The sequence below is a fragment of the Roseomonas sp. GC11 genome, from assembly GCF_024437745.1.
In the GTDB taxonomy this organism is placed as follows: Bacteria; Pseudomonadota; Alphaproteobacteria; order Acetobacterales; family Acetobacteraceae; genus Pseudoroseomonas.
The window spans coordinates 1-24,290 of sequence record NZ_JANFNY010000018.1 but is presented as its reverse complement, the minus strand read 5'-3'; the positions used below and the strand labels follow the sequence as shown (position 1 = coordinate 24,290).

Sequence of the window (24,290 nt, the reverse complement as noted above, 5' to 3'; positions counted from 1 at the left end):
GGTGGCCGGGTGAATACTGGATGACGGCGAGGCTGTCCAGCGGGGAAGTTGAATTGTTTTGAGGGAGTTCCGGAGTTTCCGCGATCCCATGCGGAAACCCGGCTTTCAGGGCTGGAAGCCCTGTTCCTCGTCCTCATTCTCCGGCTCGGCCGGGCGGCCGGGGATGACATAGCCACCGGACAGCCAGCGCCCGAGATCGACCTGCCGGCAGCGGTCGGAACAGAAGGGCCGATGGCCCGTGGCGGCGGGTTTCCCGCAGACGGGGCAGGCGGCGCGGCGCGGCGGGCGCGGGGCGGGGGGCGTGTCAGACGGCATGGAGATGCTCCTGTCCGGCGGGGCAGAGCGGGTCCGGGCGCAGCTCCGGCATGCCGGCCAGGGCGGCGAACTCCTCCAGCGCGCCGGGCCAGTGGCGGAGCGCCTCCAGCACGGCGGGGTGGGCGGTCAGCGCCCAGCGGCCGCCGGGGCGGGCGGCGGCATCGCGCGCGCCGCGCCGCAGCGCCGCCAGCCCGCGGGTGAGGGGGGATAGCGGGTGGCCCAGCACCTCATGCAGCGGGGTGTGGGTGCGCCGCCGCTGGAATTCCAGCAGCCCGAGCCCGGTGAGGCCGAGCAGCCGCAGATCCGGGTCCGCCGCCAGGGCGGGCTTCAGCCAGGGCAGAAGTTCCTGCCGCTTCTTCACCGCCATCCCGGCCATGTCCACCAGGATGGCGCCGGCGAGGTGGCGCAGGCGGATCTGGCGCAGCGCCTCGGCCAGGGCGGCGGCGTTCAGGCGGTGATGCGCCGCCGCGTCCCGCCCGCCCGCCTGGGTGCCGGCATCGATGTCGATGGCCAGCAGCGCCGGGGTGGGGTGCAGGGTCAGCCGCCCGCCACCGGGCAGCGGCACCGCCATGCCGGCCAGGGTCTCGAACTCTTCTTCCAGTTCCTCGGAGAAGGCGGGGGCGGGGGAGAGGGTGACGCGCTCCGCCCCCAGCGCGGCGCGCAGCCGGGCGGCGGTGGCGGCGTGGTCCACCACCAGCCGGGCCTGCGGGTGGCGCGCCGCCAGGAGGCGCGGCGCATCCGGCCCGCGCGCGATCAGGCGCAGCGGCCCCTGCTCGGCGCCCTCATGGCCCTTGGCGGAGAGGCGCGGCCCCTTGCCGCCCTGCGCCGCGCGGGTGACGGTGACGCGCAGCCACGCGCCCTCGTGCCGGCCCTTGGCGCCCTCGGTATCGGGGAGAAAGCCGGTCTCGCCCCCGGCCAGGGCCAGGAAGGCGCCGCCCATGGCGGGGGCGCGGGCGGAAAGCCGGGCGACATGCACATCCCCCACCCCCTCGGGGCGGGCGGGGCGCTCGGTGAAGGCGGCCTCCAGCCTCCCGTCCAGGGTCAGCGCCGTGCGCTGCTCCCCGGGCGAGACGGAGACATGGATCAGGGCCTCAGCCACCCGATGCCGCGCAGCAGCTGCGCCGTCTCGTGCAGCGGCAGGCCCACCACGTTGGAATGGCTGCCGGCGAGGAAGCGGACAAAGGCCTCCGCCGATTCCTGGATGGTGTAGCCGCCGGCCTTGCCGCGCCATTCGCCGCTGGCGATGTAGGCGTTGACCTGCCCGGCCGTCAGCCGCTGGAAGGTGACGATGCTTTCCACCACGCGCGTCAGCAGGCGGCCATCCGGCAGGCCGAGCGCCACGCCGGTATAGACCCGGTGCCGCCGGCCGGAGAGCAGGTCCAGGCACGCCCGCGCCTGCTCCTCCGTCTCGGCCTTGGGCAGGATGCGGCGGCCGACACCCACCACCGTGTCGGCGGCGAGCACCAGCGCCTCCGGCTCGCTGGCCATGACGGCGCGGGCCTTGGACTGGGAGAGGCGCCCGGCCAGTTGCCGGGGCAGCTCCTGCTTCAGCGGGGATTCGTCGATATCGGGTGGCCGCACGCGCGCGGGCACGACGCCGATCCGCTTCAGCAGATCCAGGCGCCGCGGGCTGCTGCTGGCCAGCACCAGGGCCGGCTGGCCCGCCAGGGACATTACTTGAACCGGAAGGTGATGCGGCCCTTGGTCAGGTCATACGGCGTCATCTCGACATTCACGCGGTCGCCGGCCAGGACGCGGATGCGGTTCTTGCGCATCTTGCCGCTGGTATGGGCCAGGACCATGTGGTCATTGTCGAGCTTGACGCGGAACATCGCGTTGGGGAGCAGCTCAACGACCTGGCCGCTGAACTCGATCATATCTTCTTTCGACATCAGACCTCTTCATCGCGGCAGGCGACGCATCTGCGCCGGACATCTCCGCTTTGCTGGATGTGTGGAAGCACCGCCGCGGGAACCCGCGCCGGAGAATTCGCGGGCAGAAGATGAGGGGGCGGGCGCCTACGGTCAAGGACGGCAACGCTGCCCGGCTTTTCTGGGGAGGCTTCGCCTCCCCAGACCCCTCCACCGGGGGGACAGGGTCCCCCCGGACCCCGCCATCAGAAAGCGCCAAACTGAACGCGGGGTCCGGGGTGGCCGTGCCACCCCGGCGGGGGGCAAGGGGGGCGGAGCCCCCCTTCAGCCCTGCCCCAGCCGCATGGCGATGCTGCGCGCATGGGCGGTGAGGCCCTCTGCCTCGGCCAGGGCCACGGCGGCGGGGCCTATGGCGTCCAGGCCGCGCTGCTCGGCGCTCACCCAGGTGGTGCGCTTGAGGAAGTCGAACACCGAGAGGCCGGAGGCGAAGCGCGCCGTCCGCCCGGTGGGCAGGACGTGGTTCGGCCCGGCGATATAGTCGCCCAGCGCCTCCGGGCAGTGGGGGCCGAGGAAGGCGGCGCCCGCATGGCGGATATGCGCGAAGAGCCCGGCCGGGTCGGAGACCATGATCTGCAGGTGCTCGGGCGCCAGGCGGTCGGTCAGGGCCGCGCCCTCCTCCCAGTCCCGCACCACGATCAGCGCGCCGTGGCGGCGCCAGCTCGCCCCGGCGATGGCGGCGCGCGGCAGGGTGAGCAGGGCCTCCTCCACCGCGTGCTCGACCGCATTGGCCATCTGCGCGCTGGTGGTGATCAGGATGGACTGCGCGCTCTCGTCATGCTCGGCCTGGGCCAGCAGGTCCATGGCGATCAGCTTGGGGTTCTGGCTGGCATCGGCCAGCACCACCACCTCGGACGGCCCGGCGATCGAGTCGATGCCGACGCGGCCGAAGACCTGCCGCTTCGCCTCGGCCACATAGGCATTGCCGGGGCCGGCGATGCGGTCCACCGGGGCGATGGCCGCCGTGCCCCAGGCCAGGGCGGCGATGGCCTGGGCGCCGCCGACGCGGAAAATTTCCGTCACCCCCGCGCGGTGGGCGGCGGCGAGGACGAGGTTGTTCAGCACCCCGTCCGGCGTCGGCACGCACATGGCGATGCGCCCCACCCCGGCCACGCGGGCGGGGATGGCGTTCATCAGCACGGAGGAGGGATAGGCCGCCTTGCCGCCGGGCACATAGAGCCCGACCGCGTCCACGGGCCCCCAGCGCAGGCCGAGCGTCAGGCCCAGCGGGTCGTCCAGCTCGACATCGCGGGGGAGCTGGGCGGCGTGGAAGCGCTCGATGCGGGTGGCGGCGAGGTCGAGCGCGTCCAGCAGTTCCGGCGCGCAGGCGGCGCGGGCGGCGGCGATCTCGGCCTCGCTGACGCGCAGCGCCGCGGCGCTCTCGGGCTGCCAGCGGTCGAAGCGCGCCGTCATCTCCAGCAGCGCGGCATCGCCCTGCTCGCGCACGGCGGCGATGATGGCGGCGACGGCGGCATCCACCCGGGCGGTGGTCTCCCGCGCGGTGTCGAGCAGGGCGCGGAAGCCGGCCTCGAAGCCGGTATCGGCGGTGGAGAGGCGGATCATGCGGCAACCTCGGCGAGTGCTGCGCGGAAGCGGGAAAGCCATTCCCCGATCGCCTCCGGCCGCGTCTTCAGCGCGGTGCGGTTGACGATCAGGCGGGAGGTCACCTGGGCGATGACCTCGGTCTCCACCAGGCCATTGGCCTTGAGGGTGGAGCCGGTCTGCACCAGGTCGACGATCAGGCGGGAGAGGCCGAGGGAGGGGGCCAGCTCCATCGCGCCGTTCAGGTGCACCACCTCGGCCTGGATGCCCTTGGTGGCGAAGTGGCGGCGGGCGATGTTGGGATATTTGGTGGCCACCGCGAGGCGGGACTGGCGCACCATCTCCTGCCGTTCGGCGCTCGCCTCCGGCTCGGCCACCGCGACGCGGCAGCGGCCGATGCCGAGGTCGAGGGGGGCGTAGATCTCGGGGTAGTCGAATTCCATCAGCACATCGGCGCCGCAGATGCCGATCTGCGCCGCGCCGAAGGCGACGAAGGTGGCCACGTCGAAGCTGCGCACGCGGATGACGTCGAGATCCGGGTGGTTGGTCTCGAAGCGCAGGCGGCGGCTGGAGTCGGCGTGGAAATCCGCGGCGGGGACGATGCCGCTGCGGGCCAGCAGGGGCCCCAGCTCCTTCAGGATGCGCCCCTTGGGCAGGGCGAGGACGAGGGGCTGCTGGCCAATGGGCTGGCCAGTGGGGTGGCCAGTGGGCTGGCCGTTGGGCTGGCTGGGGTCGCTGGCCAGTTCGGGCCGGGTGGTGGGCTGGTCCATGGCGGGTTGTATCACCAGAAAAGCGGCAAGGCCATGTCAGCCCTGCAACCGGGCGATGTCGGCGCCGACGCCGGCCAGCTTCTCCTCGATCCGCTCATAGCCGCGGTCGAGGTGGTAGACGCGGTTGACCGTCGTCTCCCCCTCGGCGGCGAGGGCGGCGATGATGAGGGAGACGGAGGCGCGCAGGTCGGTGGCCATGACCGGCGCGCCGGAGAGGCGCTTCACCCCGCGCACGATGGCCGAGGAGCCATGCGCGTTGATGCGCGCGCCCATGCGGGCCAGTTCCGGCACATGCATGAAGCGGTTCTCGAAGATCGTCTCGGTGATCATCGAGGCGCCCTCGGCCACGGCCATCAGGGCCATGAACTGGGCCTGCATGTCGGTGGCGAAGCCGGGGAAGGGCTCGGTCATCACATCGACGCCGTGCAGGCCGTTGAGGCGGCGGGTGCGCACCCCGTCCTCCTCCTGGATCATCTCCACCCCGGCCTCGCGCAGCGAGCGGGTGCAGGCGCCGAAGAGGTCGAGCGTCATGCCCTCCAGCAGCAGCTCGCCGCCGGTGATGGCGCCGGCGCAGGCGAAGGTGCCGGCCTCGATGCGGTCGGGCAGGATGGCGTGGGTGGTGCCGTGCAGGCTGTCCACGCCATGGATGGTCAGCCGGTCGCTGCCCACGCCCTCGATGCGCGCGCCCATGGAGATCAGGCAGTTGGCGAGGTCGGTGATCTCCGGCTCGCGGGCGGCGTTGATGAGCTGGGTGGTGCCCTCGGCCAGGGTGGCGGCCATCAGCAGGTTCTCGGTGGCGCCCACCGAGACCTGCGGGAAGAGGATGCGCGCGCCCTTCAGCCGGCCGCCATTCTGCCCCTTGGGCACCGTGGCGTTGATATAGCCGGAATCGAGGTCGATGACGGCGCCCATCTGCTCCAGCCCCTTCAGGTGGAGGTCGACGGGGCGGGTGCCGATGGCGCAGCCGCCGGGCAGGGAGACGCGCGCCTGGCCATAGCGCGCCAGCAGCGGGCCGAGCACCAGGATGGAGGCGCGCATCTTGCGCACCAGGTCGTAGGGCGCCTCGAACTGCGTCGCCGCGCCGTCGAGCAGGATGCGGCGGCTGTCCCGGTCATGCTCCACCGTCAGCCCGTGCTGGGCGATCAGGTGGCCCATGGTGGCGACATCGGCCAGGGCCGGGGCATTGGTCAGGATCACCGGCGCCTGGGTGAGCAGGCCGGTGGCCATCAGCGGCAGGGCGGCGTTCTTGGCGCCGCCGATGGCGATGCGCCCTTCCAGCCGGCGGCCGCCACGGATGCGGATACGGTCCATCGCGTCTCTCCCCCTTACAGCCGCGGCAGCGCGACGCCGCGCTGGCCCATGTATTTGCCCTTGCGGTCGGCGTAGGAGACGTCCGGCGCCCCCGCCCCCTGCAGAAACAGGAACTGGCAGATGCCCTCATTGGCGTAGATGCGGGCGGGCAGGGGGGTGGTGTTGGAGATCTCGATCGTCACCTGCCCCTCCCATTCCGGCTCCAGGGGGGTGACGTTCACGATCAGCCCGCAGCGGGCATAGGTGCTCTTGCCGAGGCAGATCACCAGCACGTCGCGCGGGATGCGGAAATACTCCACCGTATGGGCCAGCACGAAGGAGTTGGGCGGGATGATGCAGGTCTCGCCCTTGCGGGTGACGAAGCTGTCATCCGAGAATTTCTTGGGGTCCACCAGCGCGTTGTCGACATTGGTGAAGACCTTGAACTCATCCGCCACGCGGGCATCGTAGCCATAGGAGGAGAGGCCGTAGGAGATCACCCCCTCGCGGCGCTGGTTCTCCACGAAGGGCTCGATCATGCCGTGTTCCGTCGCCATGCGGCGGATCCAGTGGTCGGGCATGATGGGCATGGGGCAGGCTTCCCTTGGGGCGCGCGCGCGGGCGGGCGGCGTTGGCCGGCCGGGATAGCCCAGCGGCCGCGCTGCGGCAACCGAGGCCGGAAGGGGGTCAGTCCTGCCGCGGAGGCAGGGCAGCGGAGGGGGGATCGGCTTCCGCCTCGGCGCGGGCGCGGCTCTGGGCCTTGCGGCGGCGCAGATTCTCGCGCAGCGCGGCGGCGCGGCGGGCCTCGCGCTCGGAGGGCACGGGGCGGGCCGCCTGTGTGGCGCCATTGGGCGCGGCACCATCGGGCGTGGCGCCATCAGGACCGGTGCGATCGGGATTTGGGGGCTTGTTCATCGGAACCCTTCGTCTCACCGCAGCGGCGGGAGGAGGGTGGTGCTGCTAGAGAGGATTGAACTCTCGACCTCTCCCTTACCAAGGGAGTGCTCTACCACTGAGCTACAGCAGCGTGCCGCCGTGAAAGCGAGGCGCTCTCTACGGGGGATGGGTGGGGGAGCGCAACCCCTTTTCTGCGTTTTCCTGTGGATATCCCATTTCGTGGGTGCGCCACCGGGGAGGGCGGGCCGCCCCGCCCGCCTCCCCGGTGCCGCTCACGCCTGTCCCCTCAGGCGTCGTGATGCCGTCCGGCGCCGTTCAGGCGCCGGGCTCGCCGAAGCTGCCGCCCTTGCGGACCGCCTCCCAGACGCCGAGGGCGGCGATGGCCAGGTTGGGCAGCGCCGCCTGGAGCTCCGACGAGACGCTGATGCCGAGGCCGGCGGTCAGCAGCAGGAACAGCCCGCGCCAGGTGCTGGGCTGGCGGATCTGGCTGGCGATCCAGTCGAACATGGCTGTTCTCCTGTTTCAGGTGGCGTTGATGGTGATGGCCTCGGCCGCGATGGTCACGGTGCCGGGGCCGGTGACATTGGCGGTCTGGGCCAGGGGGCCATAGGCCAGGGGGTTGCCGCCGGTGGCGGCATCGTAGAGGCCGAGATAGGTGAAGCTGCCGGCGGCGGCGCTGAAGACGAAGCGCAGCGTCTCGACATTGCGCTGCTGCCCGGTGCCGGTGAAGGTGACGCGCTGGCGGGCATAGCCGTTGCCGGTGGGCTCGCCGCTCAGCCCCGCGGCGGTGGTGCCGCCGGTGCCGAGAGCCACGAAGACCGTGCTGGGCAGCGAGGGCGCGCGGGCGCAGAGGGCGCGCGCCAGCATGTTGCGGGCATAATCGCTGAGGATGGCCATGAGGTCCTGCTTCCTTGCCGGAGAGGGAGAAAAGGGCTCGGGAGATCGTCCAGCAGGGATTCGGGAGGTGTTCTTTTTTGAAAAAAAGAACCAAAAAACTTTTTTCAGTGGGCGCTGCGCTTTATTTTTTGCAGCAGAACAAAAAACTGAAAAAAGTCTTTTTGCTTCTTTTTCTTCAGAAAAAGAAGATTTCTTCCTGAATTTTTCTGGAAGTCTGCCGTCAGACGCCGCTGGTGGAGAGCGCCTGGAGCGTGGTGTTGGGCACGCGCACCGGCCGGTAGTCGACCAGCGCGATTTCCCCGTTGGCCGCGCGGTTGAGGCCGGTGGCGCCGTGCCCCACCAGCATCCGCGTCAGGCCCGAGGGCAGGGTGGCGGCGGCGGTCTGCACCGTGCCGCCATTGAGGCAGAAGGCCTGGTCCCCGGGGGCCCAGGCGAAGGCGGCGCGGAAGACCGTCCCCGCCGTCATGTTGCCGCCGGAGAGGCTGGCCAGGGTGCTGCCGCCGCTGTCGATGATGCCGAAGATGGTGCTGCCGGCGGAGGTGTTGCGGATCAGCAGGCGGTTGCTGTCGGTGCCATCATCGATCTGCACGAGGCCCTGGTGGACGCCGAAGACGGCGGCGTTGGGCAGCATGGCCTGGACCACCACCGTGCCGCTGCTGCCGAAGCCGCCGGAGGGCGACCAGCTCACCAGATCCGCCGCGCGGCTGGCGGTGGCCGGGGTTCCGGCGGTGGGCAGGACGGGGCTGGTGGCGACCGTGCCCAGTTCGAACTGCGGCGCGGCGATGCGCAGGGTGATATCCACCGCCGAGCCGCTGCTGCCGAGGCCGGGTCGCAGCCGCGGCAGTACAAAAACTGCTCCCGTGCCTGACGTGAAATTCAAAGAAAAACGTTTCAGTGCTGATGTGAGTTCGGTGTGAAAATTGTTGGAAACGTTATCGACTTGTGTGACTCCATCAGATTGGTAGGTCAGTAAATTAAGGGCGATGTTCGGGACGTTGCTGAGGGATCCAGCAATTAGAGCCACATAAATTGAGTATGTGTAGTTTGTTGCTGCTGTGATTGGCATGCCAGTCTGAAGGTCCAACGTCATGGCGGCATTGCCATTGCTGCTCGTCAGCGTGCCGGAGAGGCGAATGTCGATATAGGGCAGCCCGTTCACCGTGCCGGTGCCGACGATGCTGCGCGCCAGCCCGGTGGGATTGGTGGCAGACCCCCAATTTGTTGGCATTGTGCCGGGAGTGCCGGCCACGGCACCCTCGGCGCGCGGGTTGCGGATCAGGTTGGTGCGCGCCTCCTCCACCAGCAGGCGCTGGGCGCTGCCGGTGAAGCGGGGCGCGTTGGCGCTGGCGGCCTGCCAGATGCCGCTGCTGTCCTGCACCAGCGCCGTGCCGCTGCGCGTGGTGCCGGTGCGCCCGGCATGGCCGGGCCCCAGCACGCGCAGCGGCGTCGTGCTGGACAGCACGCCGGGGATCAGGGCGGGGACGAACATGTCAGGGGGCCCCCGCGCCCGAGAGGTGGCAGATCCGCGTGGTGCCGCCATCCGGCGAGTAGACCAGCAGGGTGGCGATGCCGCCGGCACGGATCCTGGTGAAGCCGTCGCTGTTGGCGGGCGTCGCGGTGGTGAAGCCGGTGAGCGTCAGCGCCATGTCGCTGCCCGTGCGGTTGACGACGGAGCAGGAGAAGCCATCCCCCGTATTGGCCCAGGCCAGCGACAGGGTGGTGCCGCTATTGGCGATCAGCAGCCGCGCATTGTGGCTGGCGAAGGTGACGGTGGTGGCGGCGGAGAGCACCAGGCTGGCCAGGGCGCGGCTGGTGAACTGGCTGTCCACATACTGCTTCGGCGCGGCCTGGAGGTTGGCCGTCGGGTTGGCGGGCAGCACGAGCGGCCCGGTCAGCGTCACCGTGCCGCTGGTCGAGATGGAGAGGCGCGTCTCCACCGCCGCGCTGTCGGAGACGGTGGCGAGTTCGAGCTGCCCGGCGGCGATGCGGTGGGTGGTGGTGGCCGCCGTCGCAGGGCGGTTGCCGAGCAGCACGAGGCGCTGCATGGCCGCCGCGCTGTCGGCGGTGAAGGTGACAGCGGTGGTGTCGCAGCCATTGACCATCACATTGCCGGCGCTGCCGCCGAGATGGATGGCGCTGATGCTGACATTGCTGGTGCCCGGCGCGCCCGTGAAGTCGCAGGCGGTGAAGGAGATCTGGCCGCTCAGCACCTCGGCGATGCGGCGCGCGCCGCCGGTGACGTTGACGCCGATGATCTCGTGCAGCTCCGCCCCCGTGGTGCTGACCTGGACCGAGCAGCCCTTGGAGGAGATGAAGCCACCCACGACCTTGGTGCGCAGCGAGGTGCCGTTGATGCGGATGCCGATGGTGTTGGGGTCGGCCATGTCCACCCAGCCATCCGTGCCGATATTGTCGAAGTGGCAGGAGTGGCAGGCGTTCTGGATGTCGAAGCCGATCTCGTGGCCGTATTCGAAGCAGTTCTCGAAGCTCGCCATGTCGGCGTCGTTGACGGCGAAGGCGATGCCGAGGCGGCGGTTGGGGTTGATGTAGATGGCGCCGCCCGAGCTCCAGCCGCTGGCGAAGGTGCTGCCCTGGAGGTCGAGCTGCGTGGTGCTCACCGCCGTGACGGTCCAGCGGCCATAGAGGGTGGGGGCGCCGCTGGTGCGCACCTCGGCGATGTTGATCAGATCGCCGGTGGAGAGGCCATGCGCGCTGGCGGTGGTGATGCGGAACAGGCCGGAGCCGTTATTGGCCACGGCGCTGATGGCCACGCGGGTGTTGGACCAGGTGCGCGCGGTGGTGACGAGCGGATGCCAGTTCACCTCGCTGATGCGCGAGACGTCGTAGGAGCGGCCGAGATAGAGGCCGTTGGTGCAGTCGCCCAGCACGTCGGCGATGCGCACGCGCGCATTGGCGTCCGAGTAGATGCCCCAGTTGAAGCCGAGGATCAGCAGGCGGGTCAGCACGGTATCGGCGCCATTGCCGGCGCTGTTGCCGCCGACGCCCGCGCCGATGGTGACGGCGGTGCCGGCGAAGGCCGCCGCCGCGTCCAGCCCGGCGCGCAGGGAGGTGGGCGCCGTCAGCCCGGCGCGCAGGATGGCGATGCCGTGCAGCCCGGCATTGCGCTGCATGCGGATGGTGCGGCTGCTGTTCAGGATGAGGGCGTAGCGGACGGTGGAGAAATCGCCATTGGTGCGCCAGCCGCCCTGGTGGAGCTGGCCGGTGAGCTGGACATTCTCCTTCACCACGAGCTCGGCCGAGGTGATGGCGTAGCGCCTGGGGCCGAGCAGCACGGTGCCGCCGCCCTGGGCCGCGGCGGCGTCGATGGCGGCCTGGATGGCGGCGGTGTCGTCGGTCGCGCCATCGCCCACGGCGCCGTAGTTGCGCACATGCAGGGCGCGCTCGGTCAGCACGCCGCTGCGCAGCTGGGCGAGCGTGGCGCGGCGCGTCTCCAGGCTCGGGCTGGTGCCCTGCACCAGGGCGGTCATGTCGGTATCGGCCAGCGTGCTGGCCGCGTTCAGTTCGGAAATCTTCTTGTCAGACATGGTGGCGGGAGTCCTTCGCGGGGGGAGGGGTGGCTGCGCCCTGGGTCAGAGCAGGATCTCGCCGCCATCGCTGGCCAGCAGGCTGGTGCCCGCCTCGGTCAGCAGCGCGTAGGGCTCGGTCACCACGATGCTGGCGGAGGTCTGGGTGGCCAGCGGCTCATCGGCATCGGCCACGCGGATGCGGTAGCCGCTGCCCGCCGCCGGCGCCGTGAAGCTGACCGAGGCGCCGCCGGAGCTGACCGCCACCGAGGTCGGGCCGAGCACCACGGTGCCGGAGGCGTTCAGCATGCTGAACACCAGCGTCGACACCGGGCCGCTGACGCTGGCCGAGACGGTGAAGCTGCGCCCCGTGTAGAGGCCGGTGGGGATGGTGCCGAGGGCGACGGTGCGCGTCGCCGCCGCCACCGCGGCCATCGCGATGTCGAGCACGAGCTCGGCATTGGCGTTGAGCCGCAGCGGCGCGGCCGAGGCATCGAGCACCAGGCCGTTGCCCACCGTGGCGCTGCTGCGCACCGGCAGGAAGGTCAGCGAATCCGCCGATTGCAGCACCACCACATGGCCCGGCTGCAGCCGCCCCGTGGCGGCCGTGAAGTAGCCCGGCGCCAGCACCGCGGCCCGGGTGTCGGTGGTGACATAAAGCCAGAGGGTGAAGCTGTCCGTGCTGGCGAGCGAGGTCAGCCCGCGAGGATCGAAGGGCATGCGCGTCTCCTGGCTGGGGTCGCGACGATGGGGGCGGCCCATGCGGCGACACCCGGCCCCGCGGGGGAGCAGGGCCGGGCGGTTCGGATAAGAGCGGGGGAGGGGGGGATCAGCGGACGCAATTCGCCCGGTGACGGGTTTGGAGATACGGGCTTATAGGAATAAAGTCAAGAATAAAGTCCTAGGGTTCAGGGTTCAGCAACCAATGGACCCGTCACGTCCCTGCGATTACGGTGCAGGCCTCCTCCCACCGCCGCAGGACCGCCCGCATGCTCCGTCGCCTGCTCGCCACCTCGCTGTTCGCCGCCGCCCTGCTGGGCGGGGCGCCGGCCTCCGCCCCCGTCCAGGCGCAACAGCCGGTGACGCTGAACGTCTACAACTGGTCCGACTACATCGACCCCTATGCGGTGGACCGCTTCCAGCGCGAGACCGGCATCCGCATCCGCTACGACGTCTATGACAGCCTGGAGACGCTGGAGGGCAAGCTCTCCGCCGGGCGCTCGGGCTACGACATCATCGTGCCGACCAGCGAGCCGACCTTCTCCCGCCTGGTGCGCGCCGGCGCGCTGCGGCCGCTGGACCGCGCGCAGATCCCCAACTGGGGCAACCAGGACCCCGCCCTGCTGCGCCAGGTGGAGAGCAGCGACCCGGGCAACAAATTCGGCGCCATCTATCTCTACGGCACCATCGGCCTCGGCATCCGCACCGACCGGGTGAAGGAGCTGCTGCCGGACGTGGCGCCCGACAGCCTCGACCTGCTGCTGAAGCCGGAGAATGCGCGGCGCCTCGCCCGCTGCGGCATCGCCGTGATGGACTCGGCCATCGACGTGATGCCGAGCGTGCTGCGCTGGCTCGGCCGCAACCCCAACAGCACCGAGCCCGCCGACCTGCGCGCGGCCGAGGACGCGCTGCTGGCCATCCGCCCCTATGTCCGCGCCATCACCGCCAGCGGCAACCTGATGGATGCCCTGGCCAATGGCGAATACTGCATGGTGCTGACCTATTCCGGCGACGTCATCCAGGCCCAGGCCCGCGCGAAGGAGGCCGGGCGCGGCGTGCAGGTGGGCTATGTGCAGCCGAAGGAGGGCGCGCAGCTCTGGTTCGACATGCTGGCCATCCCGGCCGATGCGCCGAACCCGGAGGCCGCGCAGCGCTTCATCAACTTCCTGCTGCAGCCGGATGTGATGGCGGGCATCACCAACCAGGTGCGCTACCCCAACGCCGTGCCGGCGGCCCGCCCGCTGGTGGAGGCGGCGGTGCGCGACGACCCCAATGTCTACCCCACCTCCGAGGCGCTGGCCCGCACCTTCACCGTCACCGCGCTGGCGCCCGCCGCCGAGCGCGCCCGCAGCCGCGGCTGGAGCCGCTTCAAGGCGGGTCGCTGAGAGTGGGGTCGCTGAGAGTGGGTCGCTGAGTTGCCGCTGCTCTCCCTGCGGGGCCTGACCCGGCGCTTCGGTTCCACCCTGGCGCTGGACGGGCTCGATCTCGATGTGGCGGCGGGCGAGTTCCTGACGCTGCTCGGCGGTTCCGGCTCCGGCAAATCCACCCTGCTGCGGGTGATCGCCGGTTTCGAGGCCGCCGATTCCGGCGCGCTGCTCTTCGAGGGGCGGGACCTCGCCGGCGTGCCGCCGCATCTGCGGCCGCTGAACATGATGTTCCAGTCCTACGCGCTGTTCCCGCATCTCTCCGTGGCGGGCAACGTGGCCTATGGCCTGAAGCGCGACGGCGTGCCGCGCGCCGAGCGCGACCGCCGCGTGGCCGAGGCCCTGGCCATGGTCGGCCTCTCCGGCTTCGAGGGGCGCGCGCCACAGCGCCTCTCGGGCGGGCAGAAGCAGCGCGTGGCGCTGGCGCGCGCCCTGGTCAAGCGCCCGCGCCTGCTGCTGCTGGACGAGCCGCTGGGCGCGCTCGACGCCAATCTGCGCGAGCGCACCGGCTTCGAGCTGCGCGCCCTGCAGCGCGAGACGGGCGCCGCCTTCATCATGGTGACGCACGACCAGAACGAGGCCCTGGCCCTGGCCGACCGCGTGGCGGTGCTGGAGCAGGGGCGCCTCGTCCAGCTCGGCCCGCCGCGCGAGGTCTATGACCGGCCGGCGACGCGCTTCGTCGCCGCCTTCCTCGGCGCCGCCAATGTGCTGGAGGGGGAGGCGGATGGCCAGGGCGGCTTCGCCTGCCCCGCCCTTGGCGCCACGCTGCGGCCCACGCAGCTGCCGCCCGGCACCGCCGCCCTCGCCCTCCGCCCCGAGCGGATTTTTGTCCGTGCCGCGGGCGGGCCGGAGACGGTCGGCGGCGTCGTCGAGGATATCGCCTTCCGCGGCGATGACAGCCTGCTGCTGGTGCGCGCCGCCGGGGGCGCCTTGCTGCGCGTCAGCCATGCCGAGGAGGATGGCCCGCCGCCGCCGCGCGGCGCCGCGCTGCGCCTGGGCTGGGAGGCGGCATCCCTCGTGCCGCTGTCGCGCTGATGCGCCGCCTGCTGCCCGGCTGGCCGTCGCGCCTGGTCCCGGCGCTGCCGGGCCTCTGGCTGCTGCTCTTCGTCGCCGCGCCGCTGCTGGTGGTGGCGGTGCTGGCGCTCTCCTGGGCGGCGGAGGGCGTGCCGCCCTTCGCCCTGCCCTGGGCCGTGCCAGGGCAGGGGCTGAACACCGAGGCGCTCGCCCTGGCGCTGTGGGATGGCTATTACCGCGCCGCCTTCCTCGATGCGTTGCTGGTGGCGGGTGGCACGGCGGGGCTCTGCCTGCTGCTGGCCTTCCCCATGGCGCTCGGCCTGGTGCGGGCGCCGGCCCGCTCGCGGCCCCTGCTGCTCGGCCTCGTGCTGCTGCCTTTCTGGACGGGCTTCCTGCCGCGCCTCGGCGCCTGGGTCGGGCTGCTGCGCGATGAGGGGTGGATCAACAGCCTGCTGCAATCCCTCGGGCTGATCGAGGCGCCGCTGCCGCTGCTCTACTCCTGGCCTGCGCTGTTCCTCGGCATGGTCCATGCCTACCTGCCCTTCGCCGTGCTGCCGCTCTACACCGCCCTCTCCCGCCGCGACCCGGCGCTGGAGGAGGCGGCGGCCGATCTCGGCGCCGGGCCGTGGCCGGTTTTCCTCACCGTCACCCTGCCGCTGGCGCTGCCGGGGCTGGCGGCGGCCTTCCTGCTGGTCTTCATCCCCGCCGCCGGGGAATACGTCATCCCCGAGCTGCTCGGCCCGCCGGAGGCGCAGATGGTGGGGCGCGTGCTGTTCCAGGAATTCTTCCAGAACCGGGACTGGCCGGTGGCGGCGGCGCTGGCGGTGCTGCTGCTGCTGGTGCTGCTGGTGCCCATCCGCCTCTTCCAGCGGCTGGAGGCGGAGCCATGAGGCGGCGCGGCCTGCTCGCCCGCGCCGGGCTGCTGGCGGGGCTGGCCTTCCTCTGGCTGCCGGTGCTGCTGCTCGCCGCCTATGCCTTCAGCGCGGACCGTATCCCCTTCCAGTGGGGCGGCTTCTCGCTGCGCTGGTTCGCCGCCCTCGGCGCGGATGACCGGCTGGTGGAGGCGGCGCTGCTCTCCCTGCGCGTGGCGCTGGGGGCGGCGAGCCTCGCCGTGCTGCTGGGCGGCGCCATCGGCTGGGTGCTGGCGCGGCAGGGGCCATTCCGCGGGCGGGCGCTCTTCGGCGCGCTGTCCGGCGCGCCGCTGGTGCTGCCGGATGTGGTGATGGGCCTCGCTTTGCTGCTCTTCTTCGTGCTGTTGCAGCGCCTGACCGGTTGGCCCGCCGAGCGCGGGGCGCTCACCATCCTGCTCGCCCATGCCACCATCGGCGCCGCCTATGTCGCGGTGCTGGCGCAGGCGCGGCTGGCCGTGCTGGCACCGGAGCTGGAGGAGGCCGCGCGCGACCTCGGCGCGCCGCCGCTCACCGCCTTCCTCACCGTCACCCTGCCGCTGATGGCGCCGAGCCTCGTGGCCGGCTGGCTGCTGGCCTTCACTCTCTCGCTCGATGATGTGGTGGTGGCCAGCTTCGTCTCCGGCCCGGCGGGGACGACCCTGCCCATGCAGGTCTTCTCCATGCTGCGCCTGGGCCTGACGCCGGAAATCAACGCCCTGGCCGTGGTCATCCTCGGCATGGCGCTGGCCGTGCTGGGGGTGGGGTTGGCGGTGTGGAAAATGAGGAAGTGAAAGAAATTTTTTCTGAAGAAAAATAAACAAAAAGACTTCTTTATTTTGATATTTATCTACTGCTTTTGAGATAGCCCAGGGGCGAGGCGATGGCAGAAAAATCCATGCTGTTCAGCATTTTGCGTCTTTTGGGCCTGATGGCGCTCTGTGGCGTTTGGGGATGTCCGGACGCACGGGCTGACTCCTGGCAGGCTGGTGTCGTGCGGCTTCCCTTCCAGGATGCTGCCGGGCAGGCCAATGCCCTGGTCTGGTATCCGAGCCCCGCGTCAGAAGCGCCCTGGCAGGTGGGGCCTTTTCAGATCAATGCTAGCCAGGACGCGCCCCTGGCCCAGGGCCGCTTCCCGGTTGTGCTGCTGTCGCATGGCCGGCGAGGTACGCCCCTCTCGCATCGCGACCTCGCCGCCCACCTTGCGCGGGAGGGCTTCATCGTCGTGGCCCCGACGCATCTCGGTGATGCCGCAAGCCAGCCGCTTGAAAACGATCAGGTGCGGGTCCTGATCAACCGGCCGCGTCAGGCGATCGCGGCCCTCAACGCCGCGCTGGGGGATGCGCGCTTCTCCGGCCATGCCGATACAGGCCGGATCGGTATGGTTGGCTATTCGGCCGGTGGCTACACGGCGCTCATTGTCGCGGGGGCCAAGCCGGACTTCGCGCGCGCCTCCGCTTACTGCGCGGCGGAAGGCCTGGGGGATGGTGGCTCCTGCATGACCTGGGCCGACCATACGGGCGGTGCCTCGACGCTCGCCAGCTGGAAGCCCCCCACCGAGCCGCGCCTGAAGGCGCTCGTCCTGCTCGACCCGCTGGCGATCATGTTCGATGCTGCCGGCTTGGTTAGCCTCCGTATGCCCGTGCTGCTCTACCGGCCGCAGGACGATACATATATGAAGGCCACGGGCAACGCCCTCGCGCTGGCCAGAAACCTGCCTCTGGCGCCGCAGGAAGCCGTGGCGCCCGGGCGCCATTTTGTCTTTCTCAATCCCTGCCCGCCGCAAATCGCGGCCGAACAGGCCCTGCTCTGTCAGGACGCCGCAGGGATCGACCGGGTAGCCATCCACCGGGAGATGGAAAAGACCATCGCGGCGTTCCTGAAGCGCTCTCTGTAGCGCCGCCCAGCGCGGCGGTTTGGGGAGAGGGGCGCCGGGCTTCTCCCGGCCTTGGCGCCCCGCGTGCCGGCCCTAAGCCGCCTTCACCTCCGCCAGGAAGCTGCCCACCTCGGCGCGCAGATGCTCGGCATGGCGGGCCAGGGCGCCGGCGGAGTCCAGCACCTGCCCGGCGGCGCCGCCGGTTTCGCGCGCGGCGGCGCTCACCGCCACGATATTCTGCGTCACCGTCTGGGTGCCGCCGGCGGCCTGCTGGATGTTGCGGGCGATTTCCTGGGTGGCGACGGCCTGTTCCTCGACGGCGGCGGCGATGGCGGCGGTGATTTCGTTCACCGCGTCGATCGTGCCGGCCACCTTCTGGATGGCGGCCACGGCCTCCTCCGTCACCGCCTGGATCTGGCCCACCTGGTTGCCGATCTCCTCGGTGGCCTTGGCGGTCTGCCCGGCCAGGGTCTTCACCTCCGAGGCGACGACGGCGAAGCCCTTGCCGGCCTCGCCCGCGCGGGCGGATTCGATGGTGGCGTTCAGCGCCAGCAGGTTGGTCTGCCCGGCGATGCTGCTGATCAGCTCCAGCACCTGCCCGATGCGGTGGGCGCCATCCGAGAGGGCGCGGACGGTGTTGTCCGTCTGCCGGGCGTCGCTGGCGGCGCGGCTGGCCACCTCGGCGGAGCGCGCCACCTGCCGGGTGATCTCGGCCACCGAGGTGGAGAGCTGCTCCACCGCCGCCGCCACCATCTGCACATTGGCCGAGGTGTGCTCGGCCGCGTGGGCCACGGCCTCGGCCTGCTCGGTGGCGGTGCTGGCATTGCCGGACATGGTCCGGGCCGTGCGGTTCAGCAGGCCGGAATCGGCGGAGAGGGTGGCCACCAGCTCGCCCACCGCCGTCTCGAACTGGCGGGTCAGCGCATCGAGGCGGGTGGCGCGGCGGAGCTGGCTGGCCTGGGCCTCGGCCTGCCGGGCGGCCAGGAGGTCGGCGGCCTGGAGCCCGTCGCGGCACTCGGCCACGGCGCGCGTCATCTCGCCGATCTCGTCGCCGCGCGCCGGCGGCAGGGGGAAGGCGTAGTCCCGCCCGGCCAGCCGGCGCAGCGCCGCCGCCACCATCACCACCGGCGCCACGATGCCGCGGCTGAGCCAGACGTAGAAGCCGAGCGCCAGCAGCACCGCCACCAGCGTCGCCCCGCCGATCAGCCAGCGGGAGCTGAGATAGGTCTCCTGCGCCATCACCACGGCGCCGCCGCTGATCTGGCGCTGGAGCGCCACGGCGGCGCCCATGGCCTGCCGGAAGGCGGCGCTGTGCTGGGCCAGCGGGCCGTCATAAAGATGCGCCGCCTCGCTGGCGCTGGCCTGCTGCGCCTCGCGGCCCAGCAGCGTGTCGAAGCTGGCGCTGTGCTGGGCGTAGCCCTGCCAGGCGCGCTTCACCGCCTCCAGCGCCGCGCGTTCGCCGGGCAGGTCGGCGGTGGCCTCGGCCTCCCGCAGCCGCTGTTCGATATCGGCGCGCAGGGCGGCCTTGCGCGTGGCCAGGCTGGCGCGGCGGGCCGGGTCGCTGCTCAGCAGCTCCGCCGCCTGGATCTGCCGGAACTGGATCACGTCCTGCGCCACGATGCCGAGAAGCTCGACCGTGGGCAGCTGCTGCTCGCCCAGCTGGGTGGTGACGCCGCTCAGGGTGGAGAGCTGGCGCAGGGAGGTCAGGCCGATGCCGGCCATGATCAGCAGCAGGGCGCCGAAGCTGACGGCGAAGCGCCCGCGTATGCCGAGGCGGGAGAAGAAGCTCATGCAACAGGCTCCGGACGGGGGCCACCCTGCTGGTGGCCCGGGGGGAGGCGAGCTTGCTGCGATTCATTTGCAGAACGATAAGCGTGCCCCATGGGACCGGTGCTGCTCCCGAAGAGGTGTTCGACGCGCGCGTGGCCGGGGCCGCCGCCGCGCCGCATGGCTGCCATGCTCCCTCCCGCCGCGCCGGAAGGGCCTCCATCGCCCGCTCCGGGCGCGCGGCGTGTTGTCCTGCCGGAAGGAGAGGCGTAGGGTCCGGCGGTTTTTTTGTCTCCGGATCGTCCAGCCCCATGACCCTGACCGCCGAGCGGCTCGACCGCATCTCGCCCTCCCAGACCATCGCGATCTCCGCCAAGGCGCGGGCGCTGAAGGCGGAGGGGCGCAACATCATCAGCCTCTCGGCCGGCGAGCCCGACTTTGACACCCCGCGCAACATCAAGGATGCCGCCATCGCCGCCATGGAGCGGGGCGAGACGCGCTATACCGATGTCTCCGGCACCAAGGCGCTGCGCGAGGCCTGCGCCGCCTATTTCAAGCGCGAGCACGGCCTCGACTACGCGGCGGAGGAGATCATCGTCTCCACCGGCGGCAAGCAGGTGATCTTCAACGCCATGCTGGCCACGATGAATGCCGGGGATGAGGCGATCATCCCCGCCCCCTGCTGGGTGTCCTACCCGGACATCGTGGCGCTGGCCGATGGCAAGCCGGTGATCGTCCCGGCCGGCCAGAACCAGGGCTTCAAGATCACGCCGGAGCAGCTGGAAGCGGCGATCACGCCCAGGACCAAGTGGCTGATCCTCAACAACCCCTCCAACCCGACCGGCGCCGCCTATTCGGCGGAGGAGCTGAAGGGGCTGGCCGAGGTGCTGCTGCGCCACCCGCAGGTCTGGGTCTTCACCGACGACATCTATGAGAAGCTGGTCTATGGCGGCTTCAAGAGCAGCACCATCGCCGCCGTGGAGCCGCGCCTGAAGGAGCGGACCATCACGATGAATGGCTGCTCCAAGGCCTGGGCGATGACCGGCTGGCGCATCGGCTTCGCCGGCGCCCCGCACGCCCTGGCCAAGGCGATGGACAAGCTGCAGAGCCAGTCCACCTCCTCCACCTCCTCCATCTCCCAGGCCGCCGCGCTGGAGGCCCTGACCGGGCCGCAGGACTCGGTGGAGACCATGCGCGTCGCCTATGAGCGCCGCCGCGACCTGGTGGTGGGCCTGCTGAACCAGGCGCCGGGCATCCACTGCCTGACGCCGGAGGGCGCCTTCTACGTCTTCCCCTCGATCCATGCCTGTCTTGGCAAGACCGCGGCCTCCGGCAAGACAATCGAGACGGACGAGGATTTCGTCACCGCGCTGCTGGAGGATGAGGGCGTGGCCGCCGTGCACGGCTCGGCCTTCATGTTCCCTGGCCATTTCCGCATCAGCTACGCCACGGATGATGCCTCGCTGGTCGAGGCCTGCACGCGCATCCAGCGCTTCTGCGCGGGCCTGAAGTGAGCGAACGGGAAGGGGGCGCCGCCCCCTTCCACTTCCGTCCGGCGGCGGAGGCCGATTTCGAGCGGCTGCTGGATCTCTCCATCCGCACCCTGCGCGCCGATCTGGAGCGGATCGGCCGCTGGGACCCGGAGCGCCGCCGCCGCCGCATGCGCGAGAGCTTCGACCCCGCCGCGACGCGCCTGATCGAGGATGCGGCCGGCACGCTGCTCGGCTGCGTCACCATCCGCCACGGCGCGGCGGAGACGGAGGTCTCCAACCTCTATCTCGAGCCGGCGGCGCAGGGGCGGGGCCTCGGCCGCGCCGTGATGGCCGCCATCGCCGCCGAGCGGCCCACCCTGCCGGTGCGCCTCGAAGTGCTGCGGCAGAGCGGGGCGCAGCGCTTCTATGAGCGCCTCGGCTTCGCCGTCGTGGCGGAGCAGGAATTCGACCGGGCGATGCTCCTGCCGGCGCGGGTTTAAGCGAAGAATCCGGGGGAACTGAGTTCCCCCGGACCCCCACATCCGTTTGGGCTTTACTGAAGGCGGGGTCCGGGGTGGCCCTGCCACCCCGGCGGAGGGGTTTGGGGGAGGCGGAGCCTCCCCAAAGAGCTACTCCGCCGCCAGCAGCGCCGCCCAGACCGGGTCCTTGATCTTCCCGAGAAAGGCGCTGTGTGCGGCGATCTCCGTTTCGCTGGGGGTGATCGGGCGCGGCGTGCGCGCGGCCACCGGGGGCGCATCCACCGCCAGCACCACCGGGGTGGAGACGGCCGGGCGGCTGGCCAGTTCCAGCCCCGGCTGCTTGCCGCCCATCAGTTCCAGATAGACCTGCGCCAGCAGCTGCACGTCGAGCAGCGCGTTGTGCGCGGTGCGCATGGAATTGTCGATGCCGTAGCGCCGGCACAGCGCATCCAGGCTGTTGGGCAGGCCGGGGAAGCGCTTCTTGGCCAGGACCAGCGTGTCCACCATGCGCGCGCGGTCGAGCACCTTGTGCCCGGCCTTCTTCAGCTCGAAGTCGAGGAAGTTGAAGTCGAAGGGCGCGTTGTGCGCCACGATCGGGTCATCACCCAGGAAGTCCAGCAGGCCGGGGACGATCTCGGCGAATTTCGGCTTGCCGATCAGCATGTCCCGCGTGAAGCCATGCACCTTGGTGGCTTCTTCCGGCACGTCGCGCTCGGGGTCGATCAGGGTGTGGAAATGCCGCCCCGTGGGAACGAGGTTGACGATCTCCACCGCCGCCACTTCCAGAACGCGGTCGCCGGTCAGCGGGTCGAAGCCCGTCGTTTCGGTATCGAGGACGAGGGCACGGCTCATCGGTAGAACTCCAGCAGGCGGCGGATCGCCCGGCGCGCATGGGCCAGCGACAGGCCCGTGCGGATGACATGGTCCGCCCGCCGGCGCTTCTCGGCATCCGGCGTCTGGCGGGCGAGGATGGCGGCGAGGCGCTCCGGCGTCATGCCGCCGCGGCGCAGCACGCGGGCGCGCTGCACGGCGGCGGGGGCGGAGACCACCACCACCGCATCGCACCGCGCCTCGCCCTTCGTCTCGAAGAGCAGCGGGATGTCGAGCACCACGAGGCGCCGCCCGGCGCGGCGGGCGCGGGCGAGGAAGCGGCGCTCCTCGGCGCGGACCAGGGGGTGGATGATGCGCTCCAGCCGGCGCAGCGCCTCGGGGTTGCCGAGCACGGCGCGGCGCAGCGCCTCGCGCTCCACCGCGCCATCGCGCACCGTGTCGGGGAAGGCGGCGGCCACCGGCGCCACGGCGCGGCCGCCGCGCCCCTGCAGGGCATGCACCGCCGCATCGGCATCGAAGACCGGCACGCCATGCCGCCGGAAGGTGGCGGCGGCGGTGGACTTGCCCATGCCGATGCCGCCGGTCAGCCCTAGAACCGTCAGCCCCAAAACTTTCCGCCCCAAAACTTTTAGCCCTGGGATTTTCATCGGTGGCGCGTCAGGCGGCGGTCTTGGGGATGTCGGCGGCGATGATGGCGCGCAGCTGGGCATCGACCTGCGGCATCACCCCGAACCAGGCGGCGAAGCCGGGCCGCGCCTGGTGCAGCAGCATGCCCAGCCCATCCACCGCGCGCAGCCCGCGCGCCCGCGCGGCGGCCAGCAGCGGCGTCTCCAGCGGCACATAGACGGCATCGGCCACCACGGCGGTGGCGGGCAGCGGCGCGAGGTCGATGCTGAGCGGCGGCTGGCCCTGCATGCCGAGGCTGGTGGTGTTGACCAGCAGCGCCGCATCGGCCAGCGGCGGCGCATCGGCCACCGTGATGGGGCCGCCCAGCGCGGCGGCCAGGGCCTCCGCCCGGGCGCGGCTGCGGTTGACGAGGGTGAGGCGCGGGCAGCCGGCATCCAGCAGCGCGGCGGCGATGGCGCGCGCCGCGCCGCCCGCGCCCAGGACCACCACCGGGCCATCCTGGGCGGACCAGCCCTGCGCCTGTTCCCGCACGCTCTCCACGAAGCCGAAGCCATCCGTGTTGCTGCCGCGGATGCGCCCTTCCTCGAAGACCAGCGTGTTGACCGCGCCGGCGCGGCGGGCGGTGGCGTCCACCTCGTCGCACAGGGCGAAGGCCGCGACCTTGTGCGGGATGGTGACATTGGCGCCGCGGAAGCCGAGCTTCACCAGGGCCCGCACGGCCTCGGTGAAATCCTCCGGCCGGACGGGCAGGGGCATGTAGGCGCCATCGATGTCATGCCGCCGCAGCCAGTGGCCATGCAGCAGCGGGGAACGCGAATGCGAGACAGGCCAGCCGAGCACGCCCGCCAGCTTCGCCTTGCCGGAGTGAATCGTCATGCCGCCATGAATCGGGCCGGGCGGGCGCGCGGTCAATCGCTTTGATGCCCCCCTGGCGTTCCGCGCCGCGCAATGCCACCACTGCGGGCAACGAAGACTCAAGGCACGGAGCCCCCACCATGGCGAAGGGTTTGAAGGTCGCGGTCCAGATGGACCCGATCCAGGGCATCAACATCGATGGCGACAGCACCTTCGTGCTGATGCTGGAGGCCCAGGCGCGCGGCCACCAGCTGTGGTTCTACCAGGTCAAGGACCTGAGCATGCAGTCCGGCAAGGTGCTGGCGCGGATGCAGAGCGTCGAGGTGCGGCGCGAGAAGGGCAACCACTACACCCTGGGCGAGCCCGCCCTGCATGACCTCTCCACCATGGATGTCGTGCTGATGCGGCAGGACCCGCCCTTCGACATGGCCTATATCACCGCCAGCCACATCCTGGAGCATATCCACCCGAAGACCCTGGTGGTGAACGACCCGGCCAGCGTGCGCAACGCGCCGGAGAAGCTGTTCGTCATGCAGTTCCCGGAGCTGATGCCGGACACGCTGATCACCCGCGACCCGCAGGAGATTGTCGCCTTCCGCAAGAAGCATGGCGACATCATCGTCAAGCCGCTCTTCGGCAATGGCGGCGCCGGCGTGTTCCACCTGAAGCCCGAGGACTCCAACCTCAACGCACTGCTCGAACTCTATGCCGAGCGCTCGCGCGAGCCGCTGATGATCCAGCAATACCTCCCCGCCGTGCGGAAGGGTGATAAGCGCGTCATCCTGGTCGATGGCGTGGCGATGGGCGCCATCAACCGCGTCCCGGCCGAGGGCGAGGCGCGTTCCAACATGCATGTCGGTGGCCGCCCCGAGGCCGTGGCCCTGACCCCGCGCGACCGCGAGATCTGCGAGCGCATCGGGCCGGAGCTGAAGAAGCGCGGGCTGATCTTCGTCGGCATCGACGTGATCGGCGACTATATCACCGAGATCAACGTGACCTCGCCCACCGGGCTCCAGGAACTGGCCCGCTTCGATGGCATCCATCTGGAGAAGGCCATCTGGGACGCCATCGAGAGCAAGCGGTAGTTTTTTCAGGAAGGGTTCTTTTTTGAAAAAAAGAACCAAAAAACTTTTTTCAGAAAGCGTCCCGCCTCGGGCCTGAGGCGGGACGCCAAA

Annotated in this window: 26 protein-coding genes and 1 tRNA gene; 8 read left to right on the top strand and 19 right to left on the bottom strand. The window is 70.8% G+C overall.

The genetic code is table 11. The features are described 5' to 3' along the window. Window positions 1-105: 105 nt before the first annotated feature. The 15 genes from yacG to NON00_RS07630 form a co-directional block, all read right to left on the bottom strand. Window positions 106-315: a DNA gyrase inhibitor YacG gene (gene yacG / locus NON00_RS07700; RefSeq protein ID WP_256019326.1), complete on the bottom strand. Its 210-nt coding sequence runs from the start codon at window positions 313-315 to the stop codon at window positions 106-108. Then, the gene (locus tag NON00_RS07695; protein WP_256019323.1) at window positions 305-1,414 is read right to left on the bottom strand and encodes a ribonuclease E/G; all 1,110 of its coding nucleotides are present in this window, start codon (window positions 1,412-1,414) and stop codon (window positions 305-307) included. Before NON00_RS07695 ends, yacG begins: the two co-directional genes overlap by 11 nt. Continuing rightward, window positions 1,399-1,989 (bottom strand): nucleoside triphosphate pyrophosphatase, encoded by a 591-nt coding sequence (locus NON00_RS07690; protein WP_256019321.1) that lies wholly within the window; start codon window positions 1,987-1,989, stop codon window positions 1,399-1,401. Before NON00_RS07690 ends, NON00_RS07695 begins: the two co-directional genes overlap by 16 nt. Continuing rightward, window positions 1,989-2,207, bottom strand: a complete 219-nt coding sequence (gene infA, locus NON00_RS07685) for a translation initiation factor IF-1 (RefSeq protein WP_026033499.1) — start codon at window positions 2,205-2,207, stop codon at window positions 1,989-1,991. The genes NON00_RS07690 and infA overlap by 1 nt, the downstream gene beginning before the upstream one ends. A gap of 303 nt (window positions 2,208-2,510) precedes the next feature. Continuing rightward, complete coding sequence (gene hisD, locus NON00_RS07680) at window positions 2,511-3,806, bottom strand: histidinol dehydrogenase (protein ID WP_256019317.1); 1,296 nt, start codon at window positions 3,804-3,806, stop codon at window positions 2,511-2,513. Beyond that, window positions 3,803-4,555, bottom strand: a complete 753-nt coding sequence (gene hisG / locus NON00_RS07675) for an ATP phosphoribosyltransferase (protein ID WP_256019314.1) — start codon at window positions 4,553-4,555, stop codon at window positions 3,803-3,805. The genes hisD and hisG overlap by 4 nt, the downstream gene beginning before the upstream one ends. A gap of 36 nt (window positions 4,556-4,591) precedes the next feature. After that, on the bottom strand, window positions 4,592-5,866 hold the full coding sequence (gene murA / locus NON00_RS07670) for a UDP-N-acetylglucosamine 1-carboxyvinyltransferase (protein WP_256019312.1): 1,275 nt from the start codon (window positions 5,864-5,866) through the stop codon (window positions 4,592-4,594). A 14-nt stretch (window positions 5,867-5,880) separates the two neighbouring features. Next, window positions 5,881-6,435 (bottom strand): dCTP deaminase, encoded by a 555-nt coding sequence (dcd, locus tag NON00_RS07665; protein WP_256019310.1) that lies wholly within the window; start codon window positions 6,433-6,435, stop codon window positions 5,881-5,883. A gap of 97 nt (window positions 6,436-6,532) precedes the next feature. Further along, entirely contained in the window at window positions 6,533-6,760 is a 228-nt protein-coding gene (locus tag NON00_RS07660; RefSeq protein ID WP_256019305.1) for a hypothetical protein, read from the bottom strand. Window positions 6,761-6,797: 37 nt separating this feature from the next. Next, window positions 6,798-6,872, bottom strand: a tRNA-Thr gene (locus NON00_RS07655). 185 nt (window positions 6,873-7,057) lie between these two features. Further along, complete coding sequence (locus NON00_RS07650; RefSeq protein WP_256019302.1) at window positions 7,058-7,249, bottom strand: hypothetical protein; 192 nt, start codon at window positions 7,247-7,249, stop codon at window positions 7,058-7,060. 15 nt (window positions 7,250-7,264) lie between these two features. Beyond that, the gene (locus NON00_RS07645; RefSeq protein WP_256019299.1) at window positions 7,265-7,639 is read right to left on the bottom strand and encodes a hypothetical protein; all 375 of its coding nucleotides are present in this window, start codon (window positions 7,637-7,639) and stop codon (window positions 7,265-7,267) included. A 220-nt stretch (window positions 7,640-7,859) separates the two neighbouring features. Then, window positions 7,860-9,128: a hypothetical protein gene (locus NON00_RS07640; protein WP_256019296.1), complete on the bottom strand. Its 1,269-nt coding sequence runs from the start codon at window positions 9,126-9,128 to the stop codon at window positions 7,860-7,862. A 1-nt stretch (window position 9,129) separates the two neighbouring features. Then, on the bottom strand, window positions 9,130-11,184 hold the full coding sequence (locus tag NON00_RS07635) for a glycosyl hydrolase family 28-related protein (RefSeq protein WP_305123257.1): 2,055 nt from the start codon (window positions 11,182-11,184) through the stop codon (window positions 9,130-9,132). Between the two features lie 45 nt (window positions 11,185-11,229). Continuing rightward, window positions 11,230-11,883, bottom strand: coding sequence for a hypothetical protein (locus NON00_RS07630; protein WP_256019293.1), 654 nt, complete (start codon window positions 11,881-11,883; stop codon window positions 11,230-11,232). A gap of 269 nt (window positions 11,884-12,152) precedes the next feature. On the opposite strand from NON00_RS07630, the gene NON00_RS07625 reads away from it, so the two are divergent. From NON00_RS07625 to NON00_RS07605, 5 genes are all read left to right on the top strand, one after another. Beyond that, a complete protein-coding gene (locus NON00_RS07625; protein ID WP_256019291.1) occupies window positions 12,153-13,268 on the top strand; it encodes a polyamine ABC transporter substrate-binding protein in 1,116 nt (371 codons plus the stop codon). A gap of 30 nt (window positions 13,269-13,298) precedes the next feature. Next, entirely contained in the window at window positions 13,299-14,342 is a 1,044-nt protein-coding gene (locus NON00_RS07620; protein ID WP_256019288.1) for an ABC transporter ATP-binding protein, read from the top strand. Further along, window positions 14,342-15,211 (top strand): ABC transporter permease, encoded by an 870-nt coding sequence (locus NON00_RS07615; protein ID WP_256019287.1) that lies wholly within the window; start codon window positions 14,342-14,344, stop codon window positions 15,209-15,211. Before NON00_RS07620 ends, NON00_RS07615 begins: the two co-directional genes overlap by 1 nt. Continuing rightward, window positions 15,208-16,002, top strand: coding sequence for an ABC transporter permease subunit (locus tag NON00_RS07610; protein WP_256019285.1), 795 nt, complete (start codon window positions 15,208-15,210; stop codon window positions 16,000-16,002). The genes NON00_RS07615 and NON00_RS07610 overlap by 4 nt, the downstream gene beginning before the upstream one ends. A gap of 104 nt (window positions 16,003-16,106) precedes the next feature. Continuing rightward, complete coding sequence (locus NON00_RS07605; protein WP_256019282.1) at window positions 16,107-17,105, top strand: chlorophyllase/cutinase-like alpha/beta fold protein; 999 nt, start codon at window positions 16,107-16,109, stop codon at window positions 17,103-17,105. Window positions 17,106-17,177: 72 nt separating this feature from the next. On the opposite strand, the gene NON00_RS07600 is transcribed toward NON00_RS07605, so the two are convergent. Then, the gene (locus NON00_RS07600) at window positions 17,178-18,875 is read right to left on the bottom strand and encodes a methyl-accepting chemotaxis protein (protein ID WP_256019280.1); all 1,698 of its coding nucleotides are present in this window, start codon (window positions 18,873-18,875) and stop codon (window positions 17,178-17,180) included. A gap of 287 nt (window positions 18,876-19,162) precedes the next feature. On the opposite strand from NON00_RS07600, the gene NON00_RS07595 reads away from it, so the two are divergent. Together NON00_RS07595 and NON00_RS07590 are read left to right on the top strand one after the other, a co-directional pair. Continuing rightward, window positions 19,163-20,365: a pyridoxal phosphate-dependent aminotransferase gene (locus NON00_RS07595; protein ID WP_256019277.1), complete on the top strand. Its 1,203-nt coding sequence runs from the start codon at window positions 19,163-19,165 to the stop codon at window positions 20,363-20,365. Next, a complete protein-coding gene (locus tag NON00_RS07590; protein ID WP_256019274.1) occupies window positions 20,362-20,823 on the top strand; it encodes a GNAT family N-acetyltransferase in 462 nt (153 codons plus the stop codon). The genes NON00_RS07595 and NON00_RS07590 overlap by 4 nt, the downstream gene beginning before the upstream one ends. A gap of 129 nt (window positions 20,824-20,952) precedes the next feature. On the opposite strand, the gene dnaQ is transcribed toward NON00_RS07590, so the two are convergent. Genes dnaQ through NON00_RS07575 form a run of 3 tightly spaced genes read right to left on the bottom strand, consistent with a single transcriptional unit; the run spans window position 20,953 to window position 23,130 of the window. Further along, window positions 20,953-21,654, bottom strand: a complete 702-nt coding sequence (gene dnaQ, locus NON00_RS07585; protein WP_256019272.1) for a DNA polymerase III subunit epsilon — start codon at window positions 21,652-21,654, stop codon at window positions 20,953-20,955. Further along, window positions 21,651-22,235: a dephospho-CoA kinase gene (coaE, locus tag NON00_RS07580; RefSeq protein ID WP_256019422.1), complete on the bottom strand. Its 585-nt coding sequence runs from the start codon at window positions 22,233-22,235 to the stop codon at window positions 21,651-21,653. Before coaE ends, dnaQ begins: the two co-directional genes overlap by 4 nt. 55 nt (window positions 22,236-22,290) lie before the next feature. Next, entirely contained in the window at window positions 22,291-23,130 is an 840-nt protein-coding gene (locus NON00_RS07575) for a shikimate dehydrogenase (RefSeq protein ID WP_256019420.1), read from the bottom strand. A gap of 125 nt (window positions 23,131-23,255) precedes the next feature. Here NON00_RS07575 and gshB point away from each other — a divergent pair, with 125 nt between their 5' ends. Then, window positions 23,256-24,200 carry a glutathione synthase gene (gene gshB, locus NON00_RS07570; RefSeq protein WP_256019270.1) on the top strand — a complete coding sequence of 315 codons (945 nt, stop codon included), beginning with the start codon at window positions 23,256-23,258 and terminating at the stop codon, window positions 24,198-24,200. Window positions 24,201-24,290: the final 90 nt, after the last annotated feature.